The 18,537-nt window shown below is 41.7% G+C and carries 17 protein-coding genes; 5 read left to right on the forward strand and 12 right to left on the reverse strand.

Annotated elements, in window-relative coordinates:
• Positions 1-226: 226 nt before the first annotated feature.
• On the reverse strand, positions 227-1,129 hold the full coding sequence (locus ACTHPA_RS10150) for a DMT family transporter (RefSeq protein WP_440500106.1): 903 nt from the start codon (positions 1,127-1,129) through the stop codon (positions 227-229).
• A 118-nt stretch (positions 1,130-1,247) separates the two neighbouring features.
• On the opposite strand from ACTHPA_RS10150, the gene ACTHPA_RS10155 reads away from it, so the two are divergent.
• Together ACTHPA_RS10155 and ACTHPA_RS10160 are read left to right on the forward strand one after the other, a co-directional pair.
• Positions 1,248-1,970 carry an MgtC/SapB family protein gene (locus tag ACTHPA_RS10155; protein ID WP_440500108.1) on the forward strand — a complete coding sequence of 241 codons (723 nt, stop codon included), beginning with the start codon at positions 1,248-1,250 and terminating at the stop codon, positions 1,968-1,970.
• Positions 1,971-1,985: 15 nt separating this feature from the next.
• On the forward strand, positions 1,986-2,996 hold the full coding sequence (locus ACTHPA_RS10160) for a cation diffusion facilitator family transporter (protein WP_440500110.1): 1,011 nt from the start codon (positions 1,986-1,988) through the stop codon (positions 2,994-2,996).
• A 32-nt stretch (positions 2,997-3,028) separates the two neighbouring features.
• On the opposite strand, the gene ACTHPA_RS10165 is transcribed toward ACTHPA_RS10160, so the two are convergent.
• Positions 3,029-4,195, reverse strand: coding sequence for an iron-containing alcohol dehydrogenase (locus ACTHPA_RS10165; RefSeq protein WP_440500111.1), 1,167 nt, complete (start codon positions 4,193-4,195; stop codon positions 3,029-3,031).
• A 105-nt stretch (positions 4,196-4,300) separates the two neighbouring features.
• Here ACTHPA_RS10165 and ACTHPA_RS10170 point away from each other — a divergent pair, with 105 nt between their 5' ends.
• Entirely contained in the window at positions 4,301-4,537 is a 237-nt protein-coding gene (locus tag ACTHPA_RS10170) for a DUF378 domain-containing protein (protein ID WP_440500112.1), read from the forward strand.
• A gap of 44 nt (positions 4,538-4,581) precedes the next feature.
• On the opposite strand, the gene ACTHPA_RS10175 is transcribed toward ACTHPA_RS10170, so the two are convergent.
• The 3 genes from ACTHPA_RS10175 to pruA form a co-directional block, all read right to left on the reverse strand.
• Positions 4,582-5,826, reverse strand: coding sequence for a Glu/Leu/Phe/Val family dehydrogenase (locus tag ACTHPA_RS10175; RefSeq protein WP_440500113.1), 1,245 nt, complete (start codon positions 5,824-5,826; stop codon positions 4,582-4,584).
• A gap of 86 nt (positions 5,827-5,912) precedes the next feature.
• Positions 5,913-7,106 (reverse strand): ornithine--oxo-acid transaminase, encoded by a 1,194-nt coding sequence (locus tag ACTHPA_RS10180; RefSeq protein WP_440500115.1) that lies wholly within the window; start codon positions 7,104-7,106, stop codon positions 5,913-5,915.
• Positions 7,107-7,182: 76 nt separating this feature from the next.
• The gene (gene pruA, locus ACTHPA_RS10185) at positions 7,183-8,727 is read right to left on the reverse strand and encodes an L-glutamate gamma-semialdehyde dehydrogenase (protein WP_440500116.1); all 1,545 of its coding nucleotides are present in this window, start codon (positions 8,725-8,727) and stop codon (positions 7,183-7,185) included.
• A 144-nt stretch (positions 8,728-8,871) separates the two neighbouring features.
• Between pruA and ACTHPA_RS10190 the strand changes: the two genes are divergently transcribed.
• Positions 8,872-10,182 carry a sigma 54-interacting transcriptional regulator gene (locus tag ACTHPA_RS10190; RefSeq protein ID WP_440500118.1) on the forward strand — a complete coding sequence of 437 codons (1,311 nt, stop codon included), beginning with the start codon at positions 8,872-8,874 and terminating at the stop codon, positions 10,180-10,182.
• Positions 10,183-10,352: 170 nt separating this feature from the next.
• On the opposite strand, the gene yugI is transcribed toward ACTHPA_RS10190, so the two are convergent.
• From yugI to ACTHPA_RS10215, 5 genes are all read right to left on the reverse strand, one after another.
• The gene (gene yugI, locus ACTHPA_RS10195; protein WP_440500119.1) at positions 10,353-10,727 is read right to left on the reverse strand and encodes a S1 domain-containing post-transcriptional regulator GSP13; all 375 of its coding nucleotides are present in this window, start codon (positions 10,725-10,727) and stop codon (positions 10,353-10,355) included.
• A gap of 156 nt (positions 10,728-10,883) precedes the next feature.
• Positions 10,884-12,581, reverse strand: a complete 1,698-nt coding sequence (locus ACTHPA_RS10200) for an RNA polymerase sigma factor (RefSeq protein ID WP_440500120.1) — start codon at positions 12,579-12,581, stop codon at positions 10,884-10,886.
• A 96-nt stretch (positions 12,582-12,677) separates the two neighbouring features.
• Entirely contained in the window at positions 12,678-14,861 is a 2,184-nt protein-coding gene (locus tag ACTHPA_RS10205; RefSeq protein ID WP_440500122.1) for a hypothetical protein, read from the reverse strand.
• On the reverse strand, positions 14,851-15,405 hold the full coding sequence (locus ACTHPA_RS10210; protein ID WP_440500123.1) for an RNA polymerase sigma factor: 555 nt from the start codon (positions 15,403-15,405) through the stop codon (positions 14,851-14,853). The genes ACTHPA_RS10205 and ACTHPA_RS10210 overlap by 11 nt, the downstream gene beginning before the upstream one ends.
• 102 nt (positions 15,406-15,507) lie before the next feature.
• Entirely contained in the window at positions 15,508-15,768 is a 261-nt protein-coding gene (locus ACTHPA_RS10215; protein WP_440500124.1) for a DUF1871 family protein, read from the reverse strand.
• Positions 15,769-15,851: 83 nt separating this feature from the next.
• Here ACTHPA_RS10215 and ACTHPA_RS10220 point away from each other — a divergent pair, with 83 nt between their 5' ends.
• Positions 15,852-17,024 carry a MalY/PatB family protein gene (locus tag ACTHPA_RS10220; RefSeq protein WP_440500125.1) on the forward strand — a complete coding sequence of 391 codons (1,173 nt, stop codon included), beginning with the start codon at positions 15,852-15,854 and terminating at the stop codon, positions 17,022-17,024.
• A gap of 358 nt (positions 17,025-17,382) precedes the next feature.
• Here the strand turns inward: ACTHPA_RS10220 and ACTHPA_RS10225 are convergent, their stop codons facing one another.
• Positions 17,383-17,595: a hypothetical protein gene (locus ACTHPA_RS10225; RefSeq protein ID WP_440500126.1), complete on the reverse strand. Its 213-nt coding sequence runs from the start codon at positions 17,593-17,595 to the stop codon at positions 17,383-17,385.
• Positions 17,596-17,618: 23 nt separating this feature from the next.
• Positions 17,619-18,398: a peptidylprolyl isomerase gene (locus ACTHPA_RS10230; RefSeq protein ID WP_440500127.1), complete on the reverse strand. Its 780-nt coding sequence runs from the start codon at positions 18,396-18,398 to the stop codon at positions 17,619-17,621.
• Between the last annotated feature and the right edge of the window lie 139 nt (positions 18,399-18,537).

Genomic DNA, 18,537 nt, shown 5'->3' on the forward strand with positions numbered 1-18,537 from the left:
TTTGTCTTTTCACCGACAAAGTCGGCTGCAAGACTTTATTTGTTGACGTTTTGCTGTTCAGTTTTCAAGGTTCATTGTCGTTCGCTTTTTCGCGGCGACTTCTTAATCATAACACTTCGTCGTTACCGAGTCAACAACTTTTTTAAATTTCTTTTCTTCGTTTTTACCGAAGTTGTTGTTGTCTCTTAAGGACAAGTAATAATATACATCATTACTGATTAAGAAATCAAGCCTTTTTTAAAAATAATTTCTCGCGAAGCTTTTTTATATCGACAACGAACAAGAGAATCCCCGCAATGACAACGATTCCGCCGGTTATTTGCGCTGCAGATAGTTTCTCGTGAAGGATATAGAATGCAAGTATGGATGCACCAACAGGTTCAAATAGTATTGCGATAGAAATCACATTTGTACTGACCCACTTAACCGCCCAATTAAATAGCGAGTGTCCTAGCAAGTTAGGAATTAACGCAAGCAGGAAGAACCAGAACCAATTTGAAGTTGAATACGGACCGAACGACTCCCCTTTTATAAGGACATAAAAAAAGAGTGTAACTGTACTGATTGAGTATAGAAGAAACGTATAAGTAATTAGAGACAATCGTTTGCGTACTTCTTGTCCGAAAAGCAAGTATGCGGTAATTAACGCACATGCAGCCAAAGCAAGCATATCTCCGAAAAAGGCGGTTCCGCTCAATTGGAAGTCACCCCAACTGATAATGACGCTACCTGCAATCGCAATGACGGCCGATAAAATTGTTTTAAAAGAAAGCTTTTCTTTAAAAAAGAAATACGTACCGACAAATGCAAAGATCGGCTGCAATGTTACAAGAACAGTTGAACTTGCAACAGAAGTGTAGTTCAACGACTCAAACCATAGGATAAAGTGAAAGGCTAGAAAAACTCCCGCGATAGCAGAGAAGATCCAGTCTTTTTTTGTTAACAGAAATACTTCCTTTCTATATTTCACTAGAAATAATGGAAGCATGAGAATAACAGTAAACAACATACGATAAAAAGCAATGACGCCAGCATCCGCTGTAGCTAATTTTACAAAAATAGCAGAAAGCGCCACTGATATGACGCCAACGATTATTGGTATGTACGGATGAATTGAAGGTTTTTCCATGATGCACACTTCTCTTTCAATAGGAATACAGGTTAGTTTATAACCGTTTTAGGCTAAAGACAATACAAAGAGTATAGCACATCTTCCTTAGGTAGATGATAGTGGGGGGGAAAAAGCAATGGATTGGATTATCAATAATTCGATGTATCCAGAAGTTTTGATTAAAATTGCAATCGCTTTAGGTTTAAGTTTAATTATCGGAGTAGAGAGGGAAATTAAGAAGAAGCCGATCGGTTTGAAGACGAGTGCAGTCATCTCCACCTTCAGTTGCCTGTTGACTATCGTTTCAATAGAAGCTGCTTATCTTGTTCCGGCAAGGAATGACATTAATGTAACAATGGATCCCCTACGTTTGGCAGCGCAAATCGTAAGCGGAATCGGTTTCCTTGGCGCAGGAGCAATTTTAAGAAGAGATAACGATAATATTACTGGTTTGACAACGGCGGCAATGATTTGGGGAGCGGCAAGCATTGGAATCGCTGTCGGCGCAGGATTTTATATTGAAGCCGCATTCGCTGTGTTGAGCATTCTTTTTGTCATCGAGGTAATAGCACCGATTCTTGGAAGGTTCGGTCCTAAAAGGATTCGTTCAAAGGAAGCTGCCTGCATAGTCGTCATATCGGATAAAAGTAAAATTGATGATTTGATCGAGATATTAAATTCCGAAAATATGAAAGTGGAGAATCTAAGAATTCGACAATTGCACTTTGATGATAAACCTTCAGTACATGAAGTCGATTTTCGTCTCGACGCGTTGCCTAAAAAAGGTACTACACAATTGTACACAGAACTGACTGAACTACCTTATATTGAATCAGTTGAAATAGAAATCTTTCCTTAATGGAGGCTAATGTCTATGAAAGATATTTTACGTTTGCTGAAGGATGGCAATAAACCGTCGCTCTTGGCGGGTATCGTAAACGCTGCCATCGCCATCCTTAAAGCAGTCGCCTATGTGTTAACAGGGAACGTTGCCATGTTTGCAGAAACGCTGCACTCCTTAGGAGACGCAGCGAACCAATTTTTTGTATATATCGGTTCCGCTCTCTCTAAGAAGGCGCCTACCCCAAATTTTCCGAATGGATTCGGCAGAGTTGTCAACCTTGTTTGTTTAGGTGCAGTCATAATTGTTGGGATCATGTCATACGAGGCAGTAAAGGAAGGTTGGCATCATGTATTGAATCCAACCGAGACAACAGGGCTGCTTATCAATTTAAGCGTCCTTGGATTAGCAACATTATTGGAGTTTTTCGTACTATTAAAGGCGTCTAAGGAAATTGCCCATGAGTCAGGACAAGCCCATAAAGGGCTGAAAGCTTTTTTCTACAGCTTGACACATCTGAATAAAGCCAAGCCTGCCACTAAACTTGTTTTCATGGAAGACTTAGTGGCAACAATCGGTGGATTGTTAGCTTTCATCGCAGTCCTGATTGCCCATTACACAGGATTCCTGCAAGCAGAAGGAATTGCCTCCATGGCAATTGGCTTTATGATGTTTTATGTCGTCGGAAGAGTATTCCTTGAAAATGCGCGAGGGGCAATTGGTGAAACCGATGAAGAGATGTTAAACCATATTTCACAAATTATTGCCGAAGATCCGGATATAAAGGATATCCAAAAAGTAGAAGTTATTAAAGAAGGTGAATATCTACATGTAGAAATAGTTGCTGAGGTAGATCCTACACAAACTGTAGCTTATATTGATGATGTTAGGGACAGGCTGATGTCATTAGTATTGAAGCAAAAGGGCGTCCGGGAAGCAATGATTTCATTCGATGAAGATGATGGCATCAAAACTTGGCAGGGAGTAAAAGAGCCTGCAATATCGGAAGAAGCTCGAAAGAAACTTCCCGAAGGAAAAAAGTAGAGGGTAGAATATTCACCCTCTACTTTCTTTTATTATAACGAAGCTTCCAATATGGACTTCACTTCTTCTTCGCTCAATTGAGCAAATCTGCCCAGCGGCCCATTAATCGCAGCCTTCTTAGCCATAATGTCGATTTTCGAATTATCGATACCGAAATCCGCCAGCTTTTCAGGTGCTCCGATAGCTGTCCAATATTCCCTTAGTTTTTCAATTCCTTCTAGAGCAATTTCCTCATCTGATTTCCCCTCAGGATTCACTCCAAATACGTTTACAGCCAATCTTGCATAACGAGCTGGATTCAGCTTAAGCGTATGCCTCATCCAATGAGGGAACAAGATTGCCAATCCTCCTGCATGCGGAATATCATACACTGCAGATACCGCATGCTCAATATCATGCGTTCCCCAGTCACCGCCGGCATTCCCCATACCTAAAAATCCGTTCAACCCCCATGTTCCGCCTAGAAGGATCGTTTCACGCAACTCGTAGTTCTCCAAATCGTCAACAAGTTTCTCACCTGCTGCCATGATCGCCCTTAAAGCACCTTCGCATAACTCATCTTGAAGCGGAGTATTCGTCGCACTATGGAAATACTGCTCAAAAATATGCGACATCATATCGACGATGCCGTAAACAGTTTGATCTTTAGGAACTGATAGCGTGTAAGTTGGATCAAGGATAGAGAATTTCGGGAAGTTGAAAGGACCTCCCCATCCGTACTTTTCTTCAGTTTCTTCATTTGTAATGACGGAGCCTGCATTCATTTCAGAACCAGTCGCCGCTAAAGTCAAAATCGTCCCAAAAGGAATCGCTTCTTTAGGAAACTCTTTTTTAATGACAAAATCCCACGGATCGCCATCATACTTTGCAGCTGTCGCAATTAACTTCGTACAATCAATGACTGATCCGCCCCCGACCGCCAAAATGAAATCGATATTATGCTCTTTGCAAAGGGCAGCCCCTCTTCTTGCTGTACTGACGCGTGGGTTCGGCTCCACTCCCGCAATTTCAAATACTTCTTTTCGTTCATTTTTCAGTATTTCCATCAGTTCATCATAAAGGCCATTCTTTTTAATACTTCCTCCACCATATACAACAAGGATCCTATCACCATATGCCGATAATTCCTTAGCGAGCCTTGCAATGGAATTTCTTCCGAAAATCAATTTTGTTGGGTTTTGAAAAATAAATTCTTTCAATTAAATGACCTCCTTTTTCTACTGTTCATTATGCAAGAACGAATTGAGCGATGCAAGTATGGAACGATTTCGTTTGGGAATCCTTAAATTAGGAGGTGAAACGCTTTGGTTCAAAAACTAGCAATAGCAATTACAATTATCGGCGCACTTAATTGGGGTGTCGTCGGGATTTTTAACTTTGACGTCGTTGCTCAACTATCAGATGGACACACTAAACCGCTTGCACGCTTCTTTTATATTATCGTAGGAATTTCCGGACTCCTATCACTAGGTTTGCTTTTTGATACGTTACGAGAAAAACAGAGGGAGCATTTAGCTGTAACGGAGGCGGAAGAAGCGTAAAAAAGCATCTCCCATTTTATAGGAGATGCCTTTTTATTGTTTGATTAAGCCCAACCACGGAATCTTGATGCTTCTGCTGTTTTACGAATACCAATCATATATGCAGCAAGACGCATATCTATATTTCTTGTTGATGCAACGTTATAAACGTTGTCGAACGCATCAACCATTTTCGTAGTCATTTTTTCGCGAACTTCTTCTTCTGTCCAGTAGTAACCCATATTGTTCTGAACCCATTCGAAATAGGAAACTGTTACGCCGCCCGCACTTGCAAGGACGTCAGGGACAAGGAGAATTCCTCGTTCCGTAAGAATTTTTGTAGCTTCCGATGTTGTAGGACCATTCGCTGCTTCCACAACGATTGTCGCTTTAATATTGTGCGCGTTGTTTTCAGTGATTTGATTTTCAATTGCTGCTGGAACGAGAATATCACAATCCAATTCCAAAAGTTCAGCATTCGAAATTGTGTTATCGAAAAGTGTTGTAACTGTTCCAAAGCTATCACGACGATCCAATAGATAGTCGATATCCAAGCCGTCCGGATCATGAAGTGCGCCATAAGCATCGGAAATACCGATAACTTTTGCCCCTGCATCATGAAGGAATTTGGAAAGGAAGCTACCCGCATTTCCGAATCCTTGAATGACAACACGTGCACCTTTCATATCAATTCCACGTTTTTTCGCAGCTTCATTAATAATGATTGTGACACCTTCCGCTGTAGCACGGTCGCGCCCTTGGGAACCACCGAGAACAATCGGTTTTCCTGTAATGAAACCTGGAGAGTTGAATTCATCGATTCTGCTATATTCATCCATCATCCAAGCCATAATTTGAGCATTAGTGAAAACGTCTGGTGCCGGGATATCCTTAGTCGGTCCCATTACTTGACTTAATGCACGTACATAGCCGCGGCTCAATCGCTCAAGTTCGCCCATGGACATTTCTCTCGGGTCGCAGATGATTCCGCCTTTTCCGCCGCCATATGGCAAGTCGACAATACCCGCTTTCAACGTCATCCACATTGACAATGCGCGCACCTCATCCGCAGTAACTGCAGGATGGAAACGAACACCGCCTTTTGTAGGACCAACTGCATCGTTATGCTGTCCGCGGTATCCAGTGAACACCTTCACTTTTCCATCATCCATGCGGACTGGAATTCTAACTTCCACCATTCTGATTGGTTCTTTTAATAGATCGTACATTCCTTCATCATAGCCTAATTTGTCAAGTGCTTCCTTAATGACAACTTGTGTAGACGTAAACAGATTCAGGTTTTCAGTCATGTAAAAGTTCGCCTCTTTGATTTCATAATGTTTTTTCTACCGCACATATTGTATCATACACCTAATAGATTTTGTGAAGTATTTGTTTAGTTTGTAAAAACTTTATTAATTTTCTCTAGTGCCCAATCAAGTTCTTCCTTTGTAATGACTAAAGGTGGTGCGAAACGGATGACCGTATCGTGTGTCTCTTTACATAGCAATCCTAATTCCTTCAGCTTTTCGCAATAAGGTCGAGCTGCTTCCGTAAGTTCTAGACCGATGAACAGGCCGCGCCCACGCACTTCTTTAATCGATGGGTGATTGATTTTCTGTAATTGTTCAATGAAGTAATTCCCTAGTTCAAGTGATTTATCTGCAAGCTTCTCATCCTGTAAAACTTCCAAAGAAGCGATTGAAACAGCACACGCCATCGGATTGCCTCCGAATGTAGAACCATGTGAACCTGGATTGAACACTCCGAGAATATCTTTATTCGCTACGACGCAGGAAATAGGAAATACGCCTCCGCCCAATGCTTTCCCTAAGATATACATGTCTGGCTCAAAGCCTTCCCACTCACAAGCAAACATTTTACCCGTACGGCACAGGCCTGCTTGGATTTCATCCGCTATGAAAAGTACATTATGCTGTTTACAAAGATCATAGGCAGCTTTCATATAGCCAGCAGGCGGAATAAGAATTCCCGCTTCCCCTTGGATCGGCTCGATGATGAATGCAGCTGTATTCGGAGTGATTGCTTCTTCCAATGCTTTTAAGTCTCCGAAATCAACTAATTTGATGCCAGGAAGCATCGGACCGAATCCGCGCTTATATTCTGCTTCTGATGAAAGCGATACAGCTGTCATCGTACGTCCGTGGAAGTTACCATTGCAGCCGATGATCTCTGCTTTGTTTTCTTCGACGCCTTTAACATCATATGCCCATCGACGAGCTGCTTTAATAGCTGTTTCCACAGCTTCTGCCCCTGTATTCATCGGCAATGTCATATCTTTGCCAGATAGTTTGCATACCATTTCATACCACGGACCAAGTTGGTCGTTGTGGAATGCGCGTGATGTCAAAGTCACTTTATCTGCCTGGTCCTTCAACGCCTTAATGATTCTCGGGTGACGGTGTCCTTGGTTCACAGCTGAATATGCTGATAGCATATCCATATATTTATTCCCCTCTGGATCCTTTACCCAAACACCTTCCGCTTCAGAAATGACGATTGGAAGTGGATGGTAATTGTTTGCACCGTATTTATTCGTTTGTGAAATGATCTTTTCAGAAACCGACATGTATTTCCCTCCCCATTTTGTATGTATTGCAGGAAGCAGTTTGTAAACTGCTTCCTATACTATTTCCTATATTAAATTATAACGTCTCAGAAGTTGTTTTACCTTGCATGTGTAGTTGCAAGTAGTCTGGGCCGCCTGCTTTTGAATCCGTTCCAGACATATTGAATCCGCCGAATGGTTGGTAGCCGACGATAGCGCCTGTGCAGCCGCGGTTGAAGTACAAGTTTCCTACGTGGAAATCTTGACGTGCCTGTTCAATATGCTCGCGGTTGTTTGTAATGACTGCGCCAGTTAGGCCGTAATCCGTATTGTTGGCAATTTCGATTGCTTCATCAAAGCTCTTCGCTTTAGAAATAGCAACGACTGGTCCAAAAATCTCTTCCTGCATGATGCGTGCTTTTGGATCAACATCTGCAAAAACTGTCGGTGCAATGAAGAATCCTTTAGAGCTATCTCCTTCTCCACCAGCAACAAGACGTCCCTCTTCTTTTCCGATTTCAATATAGCTCATGATTTTATCAAATGAAGCCTGGTCGATAACCGGTCCTGCAAAGTTCGATTGATTCGAAGGATCACCATAAGTTAATCCTTTTGTCAATTCTTCAACGCGTGCAACGACTTGGTCATATACATCTTCATGGATGACCGCACGTGAACATGCAGAACATTTTTGTCCACTGAATCCGAATGCTGATTTAACAATCGATTGAGCCGCCAATTCAAGATCTGCTTCATTGTCAACTACAATTGTATCTTTACCGCCCATTTCTGCGATAACGCGTTTCAACCAGATTTGGCCTTCATTCACTTTTGCCGCACGCTCATAAATACGTGTGCCGACTTCACGTGACCCTGTGAAGGAAACGAAACGTGTTCTTGGGTGGTCAACGAGGTAGTCGCCGACTTCTGCGCCTGAACCCGGAATGTAGTTGACTACGCCTGCAGGCATTCCCGCTTCTTCAAGGACTTCCATGAATTTATAAGCAACAACCGTCGTTGTGGATGCAGGTTTCAATAGAACCGTGTTACCTGTCACCAATGCAGCTACAGTCGTTCCAGCCATAATCGCCAATGCAAAGTTCCAAGGGGAGATGACTACGCCAACTCCTAGAGGGATGTAGTCGAATCGGTTGAATTCACCAGGACGGCTTTCTACTGGCATACCGTTCTTCAACTTAAGCATTTGACGACCGTAGTATTCCAAGAAGTCGATAGCTTCTGCTGTATCCGCATCTGCTTCATTCCATGGTTTGCCCGCTTCTTTTGTCAAAAGAGCAGAAAACTCATGCTTACGGCGACGGATGATAGCCGCAGCTTTGAACAATACATCCGCGCGGAATTCCGGCTTCACTTTGCTCCACGTTTTAAACGTTTCGTCAGCTACATTCATCGCTTTTTCAGCAAGATCTCTGCTCGCTTTAGAAACGCGGCCAATTACTTCCTCTTTATTAGCAGGATTCGTCGAAACGAGTTTGTCTTCTGTCATAATACGCTCTCCGCCAATGATTAGCGGGTAGTCTTGCCCAAGGTAGCCTTCAACGGTTTTCAAAGCTTCCTCATATGCCTTTTTGTTTTCAGCTTGTGTAAAGTCCGTAAATGGTTCGTGTTTGTATGGAATCATTTTACTCCTCCTCAGGTAGTTAGCAGCAAAATTAATTTGCATTTAATCTGTGATTACATATATAATAATGCAAGAGATTGTTGCACATTTCAAGTGTTTTTGTTTATTTTTCGAAAAAAAAATATAAACGGACGGTGTTGATTCGTGAATAGAACTGAAAAGAACCTTTTTCCCTTATACGAATTTGCGGTGAACCGGGCCGGTGTCGGTATCCATGCAGTGGATCATACCGGCAGAACTGTTATCTATAACGATAAGATGAAAGCGATTGAAGGCTTGGAGCTTGAAGAAGTCGGAGATCGCTCTATCCTGGAGCTATTCAACTTCGATCAGGAAGAAAGCACATTATTAAAGGTGCTTCAAAGCGAAATCGAGCAGCTTAATGTTAAGCAGACGTATTGGAATCGAAAAGGATATGAAATTACGACAATCAATGATACGTACCCCGTATTTCAAGATGGTGAACTTGTTGGCGCTGTGGAAATTGCAAGAGATGTAACTGCACTCGAAAGGTTCGTTCTTCATCCGTTGCGGAAAAACAGCGATCCTGTCACATTCAATCAAATTATTGCTGATTCGGATGAAATGAAAGCTGTCGTATCGACAGCCCGAAAAGCAGCAAGTGCAAAATTACCAGTACTGCTCATCGGTGAGTCAGGAACAGGAAAAGACTTAATTGCTGAAAGCATTCATAACGAATTGTCACCTGCCAATGGACCGTTCTATACTCTTCATTGTCACCAATCGAATGCGGAGCTTATCGAGCGACTCTACGAAGACTTGAATATGTCAGAGCCATTCACGTTATTCTGTGAGCGTATCGATTTATTATCCATTTCCCTTCAGCAGAGCCTTTACACGTTTTTAAAAAATGCTGCTCAATCAGGCCGTCAATTGATTGCAAGCATCGGTGATGATCCCGTTGAATTGATTGCAAAAGGAAGTCTATTGAAGGAACTTTATTATTTCTTTGCTTCTTTTACAATTAGAATATCCCCTTTGAGAAAGCGGAAAGAAGATATACTTTCGTTCGTCACAACGTATTTTGCTAAACGGAAGGAGCGCTTTGGAACGTCCCTCATTGGAATCACAAAGGAAGTGGAGGAGCTGTTCCTACGCTACGATTGGCCAGGAAATATGCGGGAGCTGGAATTTTTGCTCAATGAAATCTCTTCTCTCGCCACTACAGAGACGGAAATCACATACGGAATGCTGCCTCTTCATTTCCGACTAAAAAGTGATGCGGGCAATTCACCGACACAAGCAGTCGACTTTATCGTAAATCCTGAAAAGGAACTTATGCCATTGGACCGTTATTTGAAAGAAGCGGAAGAGTATTATTTACAGAAGGCAATGAAGCTTCATGACGACAACATTACTAAAACTGCAACTGCACTTGGCATGAGCAGGCAAAACCTTCAGTACCGATTAAGGAAATTAAAAAACGGGAGATAGGCTCAAATGGCCTTCTCCCGTTTTTTTCGCATTTAGTTTTGCTTTTGTACCGTCTAGACTCCGGGCGCCAGAAGCTCGGGGTTATAAGTCAAATCTGCTCTGTGGCAAAAGCGCCACGTCGCATCTTCGTCTTATGCCCGTCGCTTCTAGACAGGCGCCCTCCGCTTTTGTTAATATCCTGAACGATCGATCCAGTCTTTCAGTTTGTCTTTTAATGAATTGAAGCCTTCCGCATCATGCTCTTTTACTTTATCTTGCAGCGATTTGCGGGGGCGGCCCGGTTTATGATGGTTGTTCGGCGCCTCTTGAAGTGCACGGATGGATAAGCTGATCTTTCCTGCATCATGATCAACCTCAAGCACCTTCACTTTCACTTCATCACCTACAGCTAGATAGTCATTGATATCTCTGACAAATCCATATGTTATTTCTGAAATATGAACGAGACCTTGCGTCTCCTCATCAAGTGCGACAAATGCTCCGTATGGTTGGATGCCAGTCACTTTGCCCGTCAACTCTTCCCCCACTTCATATTTTTTGCCCATGTGAAACAGCTCCCAATCTTTTTGGTATCGAATCTGCCTATACGGCCATCCGCAATTATACCATAAAAAGCCGTTCCTAATCAAAATATTCGATAAGTTAATTGTAAAAATTCAATCATTTCAATTTTTCTAGCTTGCTTGTTTTTCTTCCTTTTTTCATCTTTTCATTTCGCCAATGAGTTCCCGCAGTTTTCCTTCTAGGTAAAAATACTGAAGCTTTTCTAAATTTCGGGATGTTGTCCAGCCTGATTCCTCCATATCTATTACAACTTCCCGCAATAATTGAGCCGCAGGTGAATCTTTTCCATTGAAGGCAATACGCGTCCACGCCTCTTTATATTCCTCTTTAATAACTCCGGTGGAATCGCGAATTTCCGCTTGTTCCACCATTCCTGTTACGGAATACATCATCCATATATACAAATTATAAGTGTTTGAATAGAGCACTGGATATTCTTCAGCCCTTAGCACCGCCTTCTCCGTTTGCAAAAGAAGATCGACTTGCTCTTCAATCGGTCGCAGATGGAAATTAAATAAAGTATCTGTCATAAGGGAAATATATATATCCATATTTGAATGCAGATTTTCTCGGAGATTGCCAGTCAGTTCAGGGTTACCGTATTTAGGGTACAAAAAGCCTTCTGGATCGCCCTTCAAATAGAATCCTTGCTCCTCCATACCGATAATCGCTTCTTGAAGATTTTTCGGGAATGTTGATTTATTCTCAATAAACGACTCATAATCAAAGCCGTCCCTACCGACCAATCCGGCATCATATATCAGCTTTTCATTCCCATATAAAATGTTCATGTATGAATTTAAAAGAATATTACTCGTTTTATAATATTCATTCATAAATTCCATACTCTTCTTTTCGTCATTCACTAAAGGGTTTTTAGATAACCCCGCGACCATTTCGGAAGGGACCTTAAGCTTACGTATTAACGCGTCAAAATCAGATTTCGCTTTTACCTGATCAAACTTGCCGTCTTGCTCCAATTGCTCATTCAAATTAGCAATCAACCAGTCAAATTCCCTTCTTGTATCTTCCCCGTATGTTTCAGCGTAAATGTCATTCCTAAGTAATTGGGGAGCAGGGAGACCAGCAAGCTTCAGATTACGTTCCAGTTCCTCTTGGAATGTAACCTTTGCCGCCTCAATGAATTTCTCACTAGATTTCAGCTGATAAGCGTCGCTGTTTGTATAAGTGATAATTGACAATAAGACGAGTAAGAGGCTTGTGCCGACACTCCAAAACAAGTAAGGTCTTTTCTTTTTAGCAGTTTCACTTTTCTGTTCAACTATAGGTGATTCATCTACTTTAGAATGGAATATCTTCGTTTCATTATAAGATGACGAAAGTCGTTCATAGGACTTATTCAAAAACTCCAGTTTCTTATCCAAGTTGGGCTCGTCCATTATGGAATACGCTTTCGTCAAAGCCAGTCTTACTTGTTGCTCAGTCATCCCTGTTATTTCAGCAATTTCTATAAGTGATTTAGTGTGGAAACGGTCTAAAATGAAAGGAACTCGGTATTCTGCTGGCATTCCAATCAATTTGCAGTGCAGTTCATTATCTTCTTCAAACGAGAAGAAACCGCCCGAAGTTTCGGCCGTTTGCCTACCATCCAACTCCTGTAAAACATTTATATATAGAGTGCTCTCTTTTAAATCTGTAACATCCCTATGATCTTTATATACGTTTCTATAGGCCTTCTCCGTCACAGTTCCAGCCTCTTCTAACGAAGCTCCAAATTGCACGGCAAATCGTTCAATGGTCCGAACATGCTTTTCCATCCATCCCTTGAAAGTTACTTGGTCCCCTTTTAGCATTCTTTTTTCTTTAACATCCAATCAAATCCCCACTTCCCCTTGCAAAACCACACCTACTTCAACTATACCAAATAGACAGAAAAAAGACTGCCGAAATTAGGCAGCCTTCTCTTTTGATTATTCAAACGGATTGAATTTGACTCTCCAGCCATCCTCCGTCCAATACATGTGGAATGTCCTTTCAGATGGAAGATCAGGGAATATTTTTGTGTCCACAGTAAGTGTTGCGATGCCAGGCCAGTTACCGTTGTCGTCTTGCTCCAGACCTTGGAAGGATACTTTTTTATACATCTGCTCATCGAAAGGCGGAGAATATTTCTCGGGATTTTCTAAATACGTTTCCTTATCGACAACTTCGGACCCTTCACCTTGATAGAACAGCTCATATTGCATTTCATAAAAGCCTTTATCGCCGGCATAGAAATACATGGCGAGAATATCAAGTGGTTGGCTCCATCTTAAATAGCCTTCAATATCATCAGTACTGACCATTCCCTCATAGTAAAAAGCACTCATACTCATTATTTCATCTTTGAAATCCATTTCTGGACTCATATGATAGGAAGGAAGGACTCTAATATTCTTCGTTCCGACTTCCCAAACACCTTCTTCATTAAAGACCATCGGGACTTCTCCAACCGATCGCGAAAATTTTACCGAGCTATAGAACTTATGATGATCACGGTAGACTTCTTGCCCGTTAAACCGTACTTCTCCAGGTTTGTGGAAGTATGAAAGGCCTTTTCTCCAGTTCTCCACGTACATTTCAAGCGTATATTCTATACCTGACTCGTCATACTTCAAATAGTTTTCATTAGTTAAATAATACATCGTTTCAGGATCATCCAATTCATTCGCATAATCAAACATGGCGAGCACATGAACGGGCGATATCCCTTTCAGCAAGGATTTATCATATGACTTCTTAAAACTTTCGTACAAAGCTTGAACTTCCCGCTCAAATGAAGCATCTGGCAATCGTATGGCCACGTCTTGAAAATCCGGCCTTTCTCCATACATATATTCCTCAAGCAACCCTTCCCTGTATAGGACGAGCGCTTCCTCCAAGTCTTCGTAATTCAGGGAAGCCCAGCTTGCGGACTCTCGCCAACCCGATGCCTCCATCTCTTTAATGATTGGTTCCAAAATGTAACGCATCGGAGTTGCCTGCCCTCCGCTAGCCATATTTCTCCACGCTTCTTGGTAGTCGGGAAGCAATACACCATCTGCATTAAAGAGCTTTGTAGATTTGCTTCCTTTCATCATTTCATTGAACAACGTAATATAATACGTTTTTAAAATCGGATATAAAGTCGAATCTTCTTCTACATTAATAAGGGTATACTCCATATCCTGAATCATTGCGCTTGATTGAAGCAACGGGTGCTCCAGAATCCCTGCATGCATATATGGGGCATCGATCAGCATTTGACGGTAACCAAACGTATACGTATGAAGATTTGAATCGAGCTCCCGATGCAACTGGGACTCATAATACCGCACCCCGATTTCACCCGTGTACTTCTCGGATTCCATGCGGATGGATTGCTCTTTCATCGTGTCAATAATATTTTGCAGCTGTTCAGGGAAACTTTTGCTCGTCAGCATCATAATTTCCGCCTTATCCACAGTCGGGCTAACTTCGAATTTTTCGATTGCCTCATAATTCTCTTGTTTAATCGTTTCATAAACGATGATCAGTCTTTTTACTTTTTCACGGTAAGTTGTTAGAAACTCGATGCTTCCTGCCTCGTCTTCAGTTAACGGACTCCTCTTCAGATCTTGGACCATTTCGGAGGGTAATTTTAAGTCCTCAACCGCTTGATTGTATAGATTTGATAAGATTTCTTTTGCATTTTCATATTGTTTAATATTGTCCGTATAATTTTCCATGGAAAGCAACCATACCGAACTTGATTCCACATACTGCTCGAAATGCTCTTCGTCCAACTTCAGTATTTCCCGCCGTTTTTCCTTTTCCACTTCGTACTTCGCTTTTAATTCCTCGATATATTCATCTAACTCAGCCGAATCGATATTATTCTCTTCGGAATTTTCCTTTTGGTCAGCAAGATATCCTACTCCGATGAGCCCAATAATGAAAACACTCGCAATGCTCACCGCCCAAACAGTGATGCGCTGCCTCATATTATTTTTAATCGATTTTTTCTGTTCATGAGGGTGAGATTTTCCTTCTTCATCAATCTTCCTGAATACTTCATCCGGATTAAATGAGGAAGGTACACGTTCATAAGATTTCTTCAAAAACTCCATCCGTTTCTCAAAATTATCATTGCCCATGTATTACCCCTCCCTTCATGTTCATTTCTTTTTTCAAGTTGTCCTTCGCTCTGAAAATACGAGTTTTCACTGATGCCAAAGAAATATTTAATACATCGGCAATTTGCTGGTAGGTCAAATCTTGAAAATAAAATAAGATAAGGGGAATCCTATATTTTTCATCCATTTGTACAATTGCTTCATGTAATTCACGATCTTCTTCAAAGAGGAGAACTTGTAATTCGGCAGATTGTTGAGTTGAATCTTTTCCGGTTTTTTTCATCCGCTCCTCCTTCGCTGTTTCCCTTCCTTCTTTTCGATAGTAATCGCGTGTAGTATTTAACGTAATTTTATATAACCATGTCGTAAACCTTTGCTGATTAAATTGCGGCAGAAATCGATATAGTTTGATAAACACTTCTTGTGTGACATCCGGTATATCATCAAGGCGTACGCCGCACTGGTACGCGAACTTCTCAACTGTGCGAAAATGCATTTCCATCAATTGGCCAAACGCCTCTCTGTCTCCATTTTGCGCACGGGTAATTAAATCAGTCTCCTCCATAATGCCCCCTCACTCTCTATCCTTCTATTGGTGATACGAAGGGAACTTCATAAATGTTTCATCTAAAAAACCGCATCTACAGTTTTGTAGATGCGGTCATTGTTATACTATACATTTTGCTTCATATTTAATCGCCAATAACTTATAAGCTATCTGCATGCACTTCTCTATCGGAATCCATACTTCAAATGATTGTTCATAGATCTCACGAATTCGTTTTGCAAGATCGGTCGGGTGATCAAGAACTTGGAGATCAGCAACTACATCGGCAATTTCAAGTTCATACGATTTTCTGCCGACATTAAAAGGATCCCATTCTTCAAGCAGCAAGATTGCTTTTTTATTCATTTCAATTGTTTGCACGACGAGTCACCTTATTTTTTTCTTTTGTTTCATTTATGATAGCATAGTAATGAAAAAGAAAAAAGGAATTGAGGGATATTGGAATGAAAGAGTTCGAACGAGTGATTGATCGTAAAAATACCCGCTCGGTGAAATGGGGCAATATGGAAGCCGTTTACGGGGTGGAAGACGCTTCGGAAGTTTTGCCAATGTGGATTGCGGATATGGATTTCAAGGCACCTCAACCGATCATTGACGCTATGCAAGAACGATTGGATCATGGTGTTTTCGGTTATTCGTACATATGCACGAAATGTAAAGATGCTGTGCGGACATGGCTATCATCGCGTCACGGATGGGAAACCGAAAATGAATGGATGCTATTCCATCATGGTGTTGTACCGGCAATTGCAACGGTCGTGGAAACATTTACAAATGCCGGCGATAATATTTTAATTACATCTCCCGTCTATCCGCCGTTTTTCAATGTGCCAGGGCACCAAAAACGGAATATAGTTGAATGCAGGTTGCTAGAAGACAATGGAAAATACTCCATCGACTTTACTGCTTTTGAAAAAAGCTTGCAGCAAGATATTAAATTATTTATCTTATGCCATCCGCACAACCCTGGGGGCGTTGTTTGGACAGAGGAAGAATTGCGTAATATTCTTCGCCTATGCAAGAAATACGATGTGCTGATTCTTTCGGATGAAATTCATGCCGATCTTGTCCTTCCTGGATTTACGCATACTCCACTTGCAAAACTTGCAGAAGAGGAAGGCGGACGTGTCATCACTTGTATTGCCCCGACGAAGACATTCAATTTAGCGGGTGTACAAGCTGCCGTCATGATTACAAAGGATGAAGAACTCCGCACGGCGCTGCAGCAAAGCGCGATGGCACATGGTCAAATGGAATTAAATGCATTTGCTGCTTCAGCACTCGTATCTGCATTCACAGAGTGTGAAGAATGGCTTACAAATCTGCTTGAAATCATTTCATCTAATATGGACTATGTCATTAACACGTTAACAGAGGCTGTTCCAGGAATCCAAATCCATAAACCAGAGGCAACTTATTTGCTGTGGATTGATTACCGTGGCACAGGGTTATCTGAAGAAGTGATGATGGATAAGCTGTTGAATAAAGGGAAGCTTGCGCTCGAGCCAGGTACAAAATATGGTAAAGCCGGCCGCGGATTCCTTCGCATGAACGTCGCTACCCCACGCGCTATTGTGGAAGATGGAGTGGCAAGATTTATTAAGGCAATGGAATAAATATGATGTGAGAGGCGAAATCCGAAGAGGATTTCGTCCTTTTCATTAAGGTAGCACTTGTTTTGAGCGCGGAACTGGCGGCTTTGAGCACTAAACTGAATTCTTGAGCGCTAAACTGAATTTTTGAGCGCTTAACCGGATTCTTGAGCGCTAAACCGAATTCTTGAGCGCTTAATCGGATTTTTGAGCGCTTAAACGGATTCTTGAGCGCTAAACTGAATTCTTGAGCGCTAAACCGAATTCTTGAGCGCTAAACCGAATTCTTGAGCGCTAAACCGAATTCTTGAGCGCTAAACCGAATTCTTGAGTGCACTACATAAAAAAGCATGATCCATTACATCGGATCATGCTTTATTCATTAAAAATCTTGTTTTTCTCTCGCTTCGCGGCGCTCGCGCAAAATTCGTTCTTCCAGCTCGCGTGTTTCCTCTTCCTGCTTTTTCGAATTCCGCCTAATCCATCTAAACGTAATGACAAGTAGGATCATGAAAAAGAAAAAGGAAATGGCTGCTGGGATATATTCGGATTTATCTTCTGGAAAGTAAAGGAACGGCATTAGCAAAACGTTCATTTACGTACACTTCCTAACGTGTATTATTTCTGGATGATTTCAATCGATTCAATTGAAATTTCTTCAACTGGCTTATCTGATCGATCAGTTTTAGCTGTTGCAATTTTATCTACAACATCCATTCCTTCGATTACTTGACCGAAAACAGTATGCTTCTGATCAAGATGAGGCGTACCGCCGTTCGCTTCATATGCTTTCGCGATTTCTTCAGGCCAGCCGCCTTGTGTCAATTGTGCTGCTGTGGCAGGAGGATTCGAAGCTTGTACAATGAAGAATTGGCTTCCATTTGTATTCGGGCCGGCATTTGCCATTGACAATGCCCCTCTTAGATTGAAAAGATCCATCGTGAATTCATCCTCAAAGGAATCGCCGTAGATGCTTTCTCCGCCCATTCCTGTTCCAGTCGGGTCACCGCCTTGAATCATGAAGTCTTTGATGACGCGGTGGAAGATGATTCCGTCATAATAGCCGTTTTCTGCATGCGTCAAGAAGTTCTCAACTGTTTTCGGCGCTTGTTCCGGGAATAGTTTAATTTTAATCGGACCCATCGTCGTATTCATAACGACAAGAGCTTCGTTTGCTGCTACTTCATTCGATAATTGTGGATACATAGTCGTGTCCTCCTCATTGGTCGCTTCATCTGATGATGTATCATCAGTTTTTTCTTCTTGCTCACCGTCTTCACTTTGTGTAGTAGACGAGCCATTTGTTACTGTCTCCTGATCCTTTTGTTCACTTTGTCCGCAAGCGGCAAGCATCAGTAATAGAAAGATTGAAAGCAAAGTTAGCGACATCTTTTTCATAATCATTCACCCTGAAACAGTTTACCATACCCCTCTCTTTTTTTCGATTGATAAGCATGAAATTTCCTTCGACACTCGAATTGTTTTATACTATTCAACAGCGGATGAATAATAGTTACGTTTACTTACGCTAGGCAAA

Origin of the sequence: Sporosarcina sp. SAFN-015 (genome assembly GCF_051966875.1) — a bacterium.
Taxonomy (GTDB): domain Bacteria; phylum Bacillota; class Bacilli; order Bacillales_A; family Planococcaceae; genus Sporosarcina.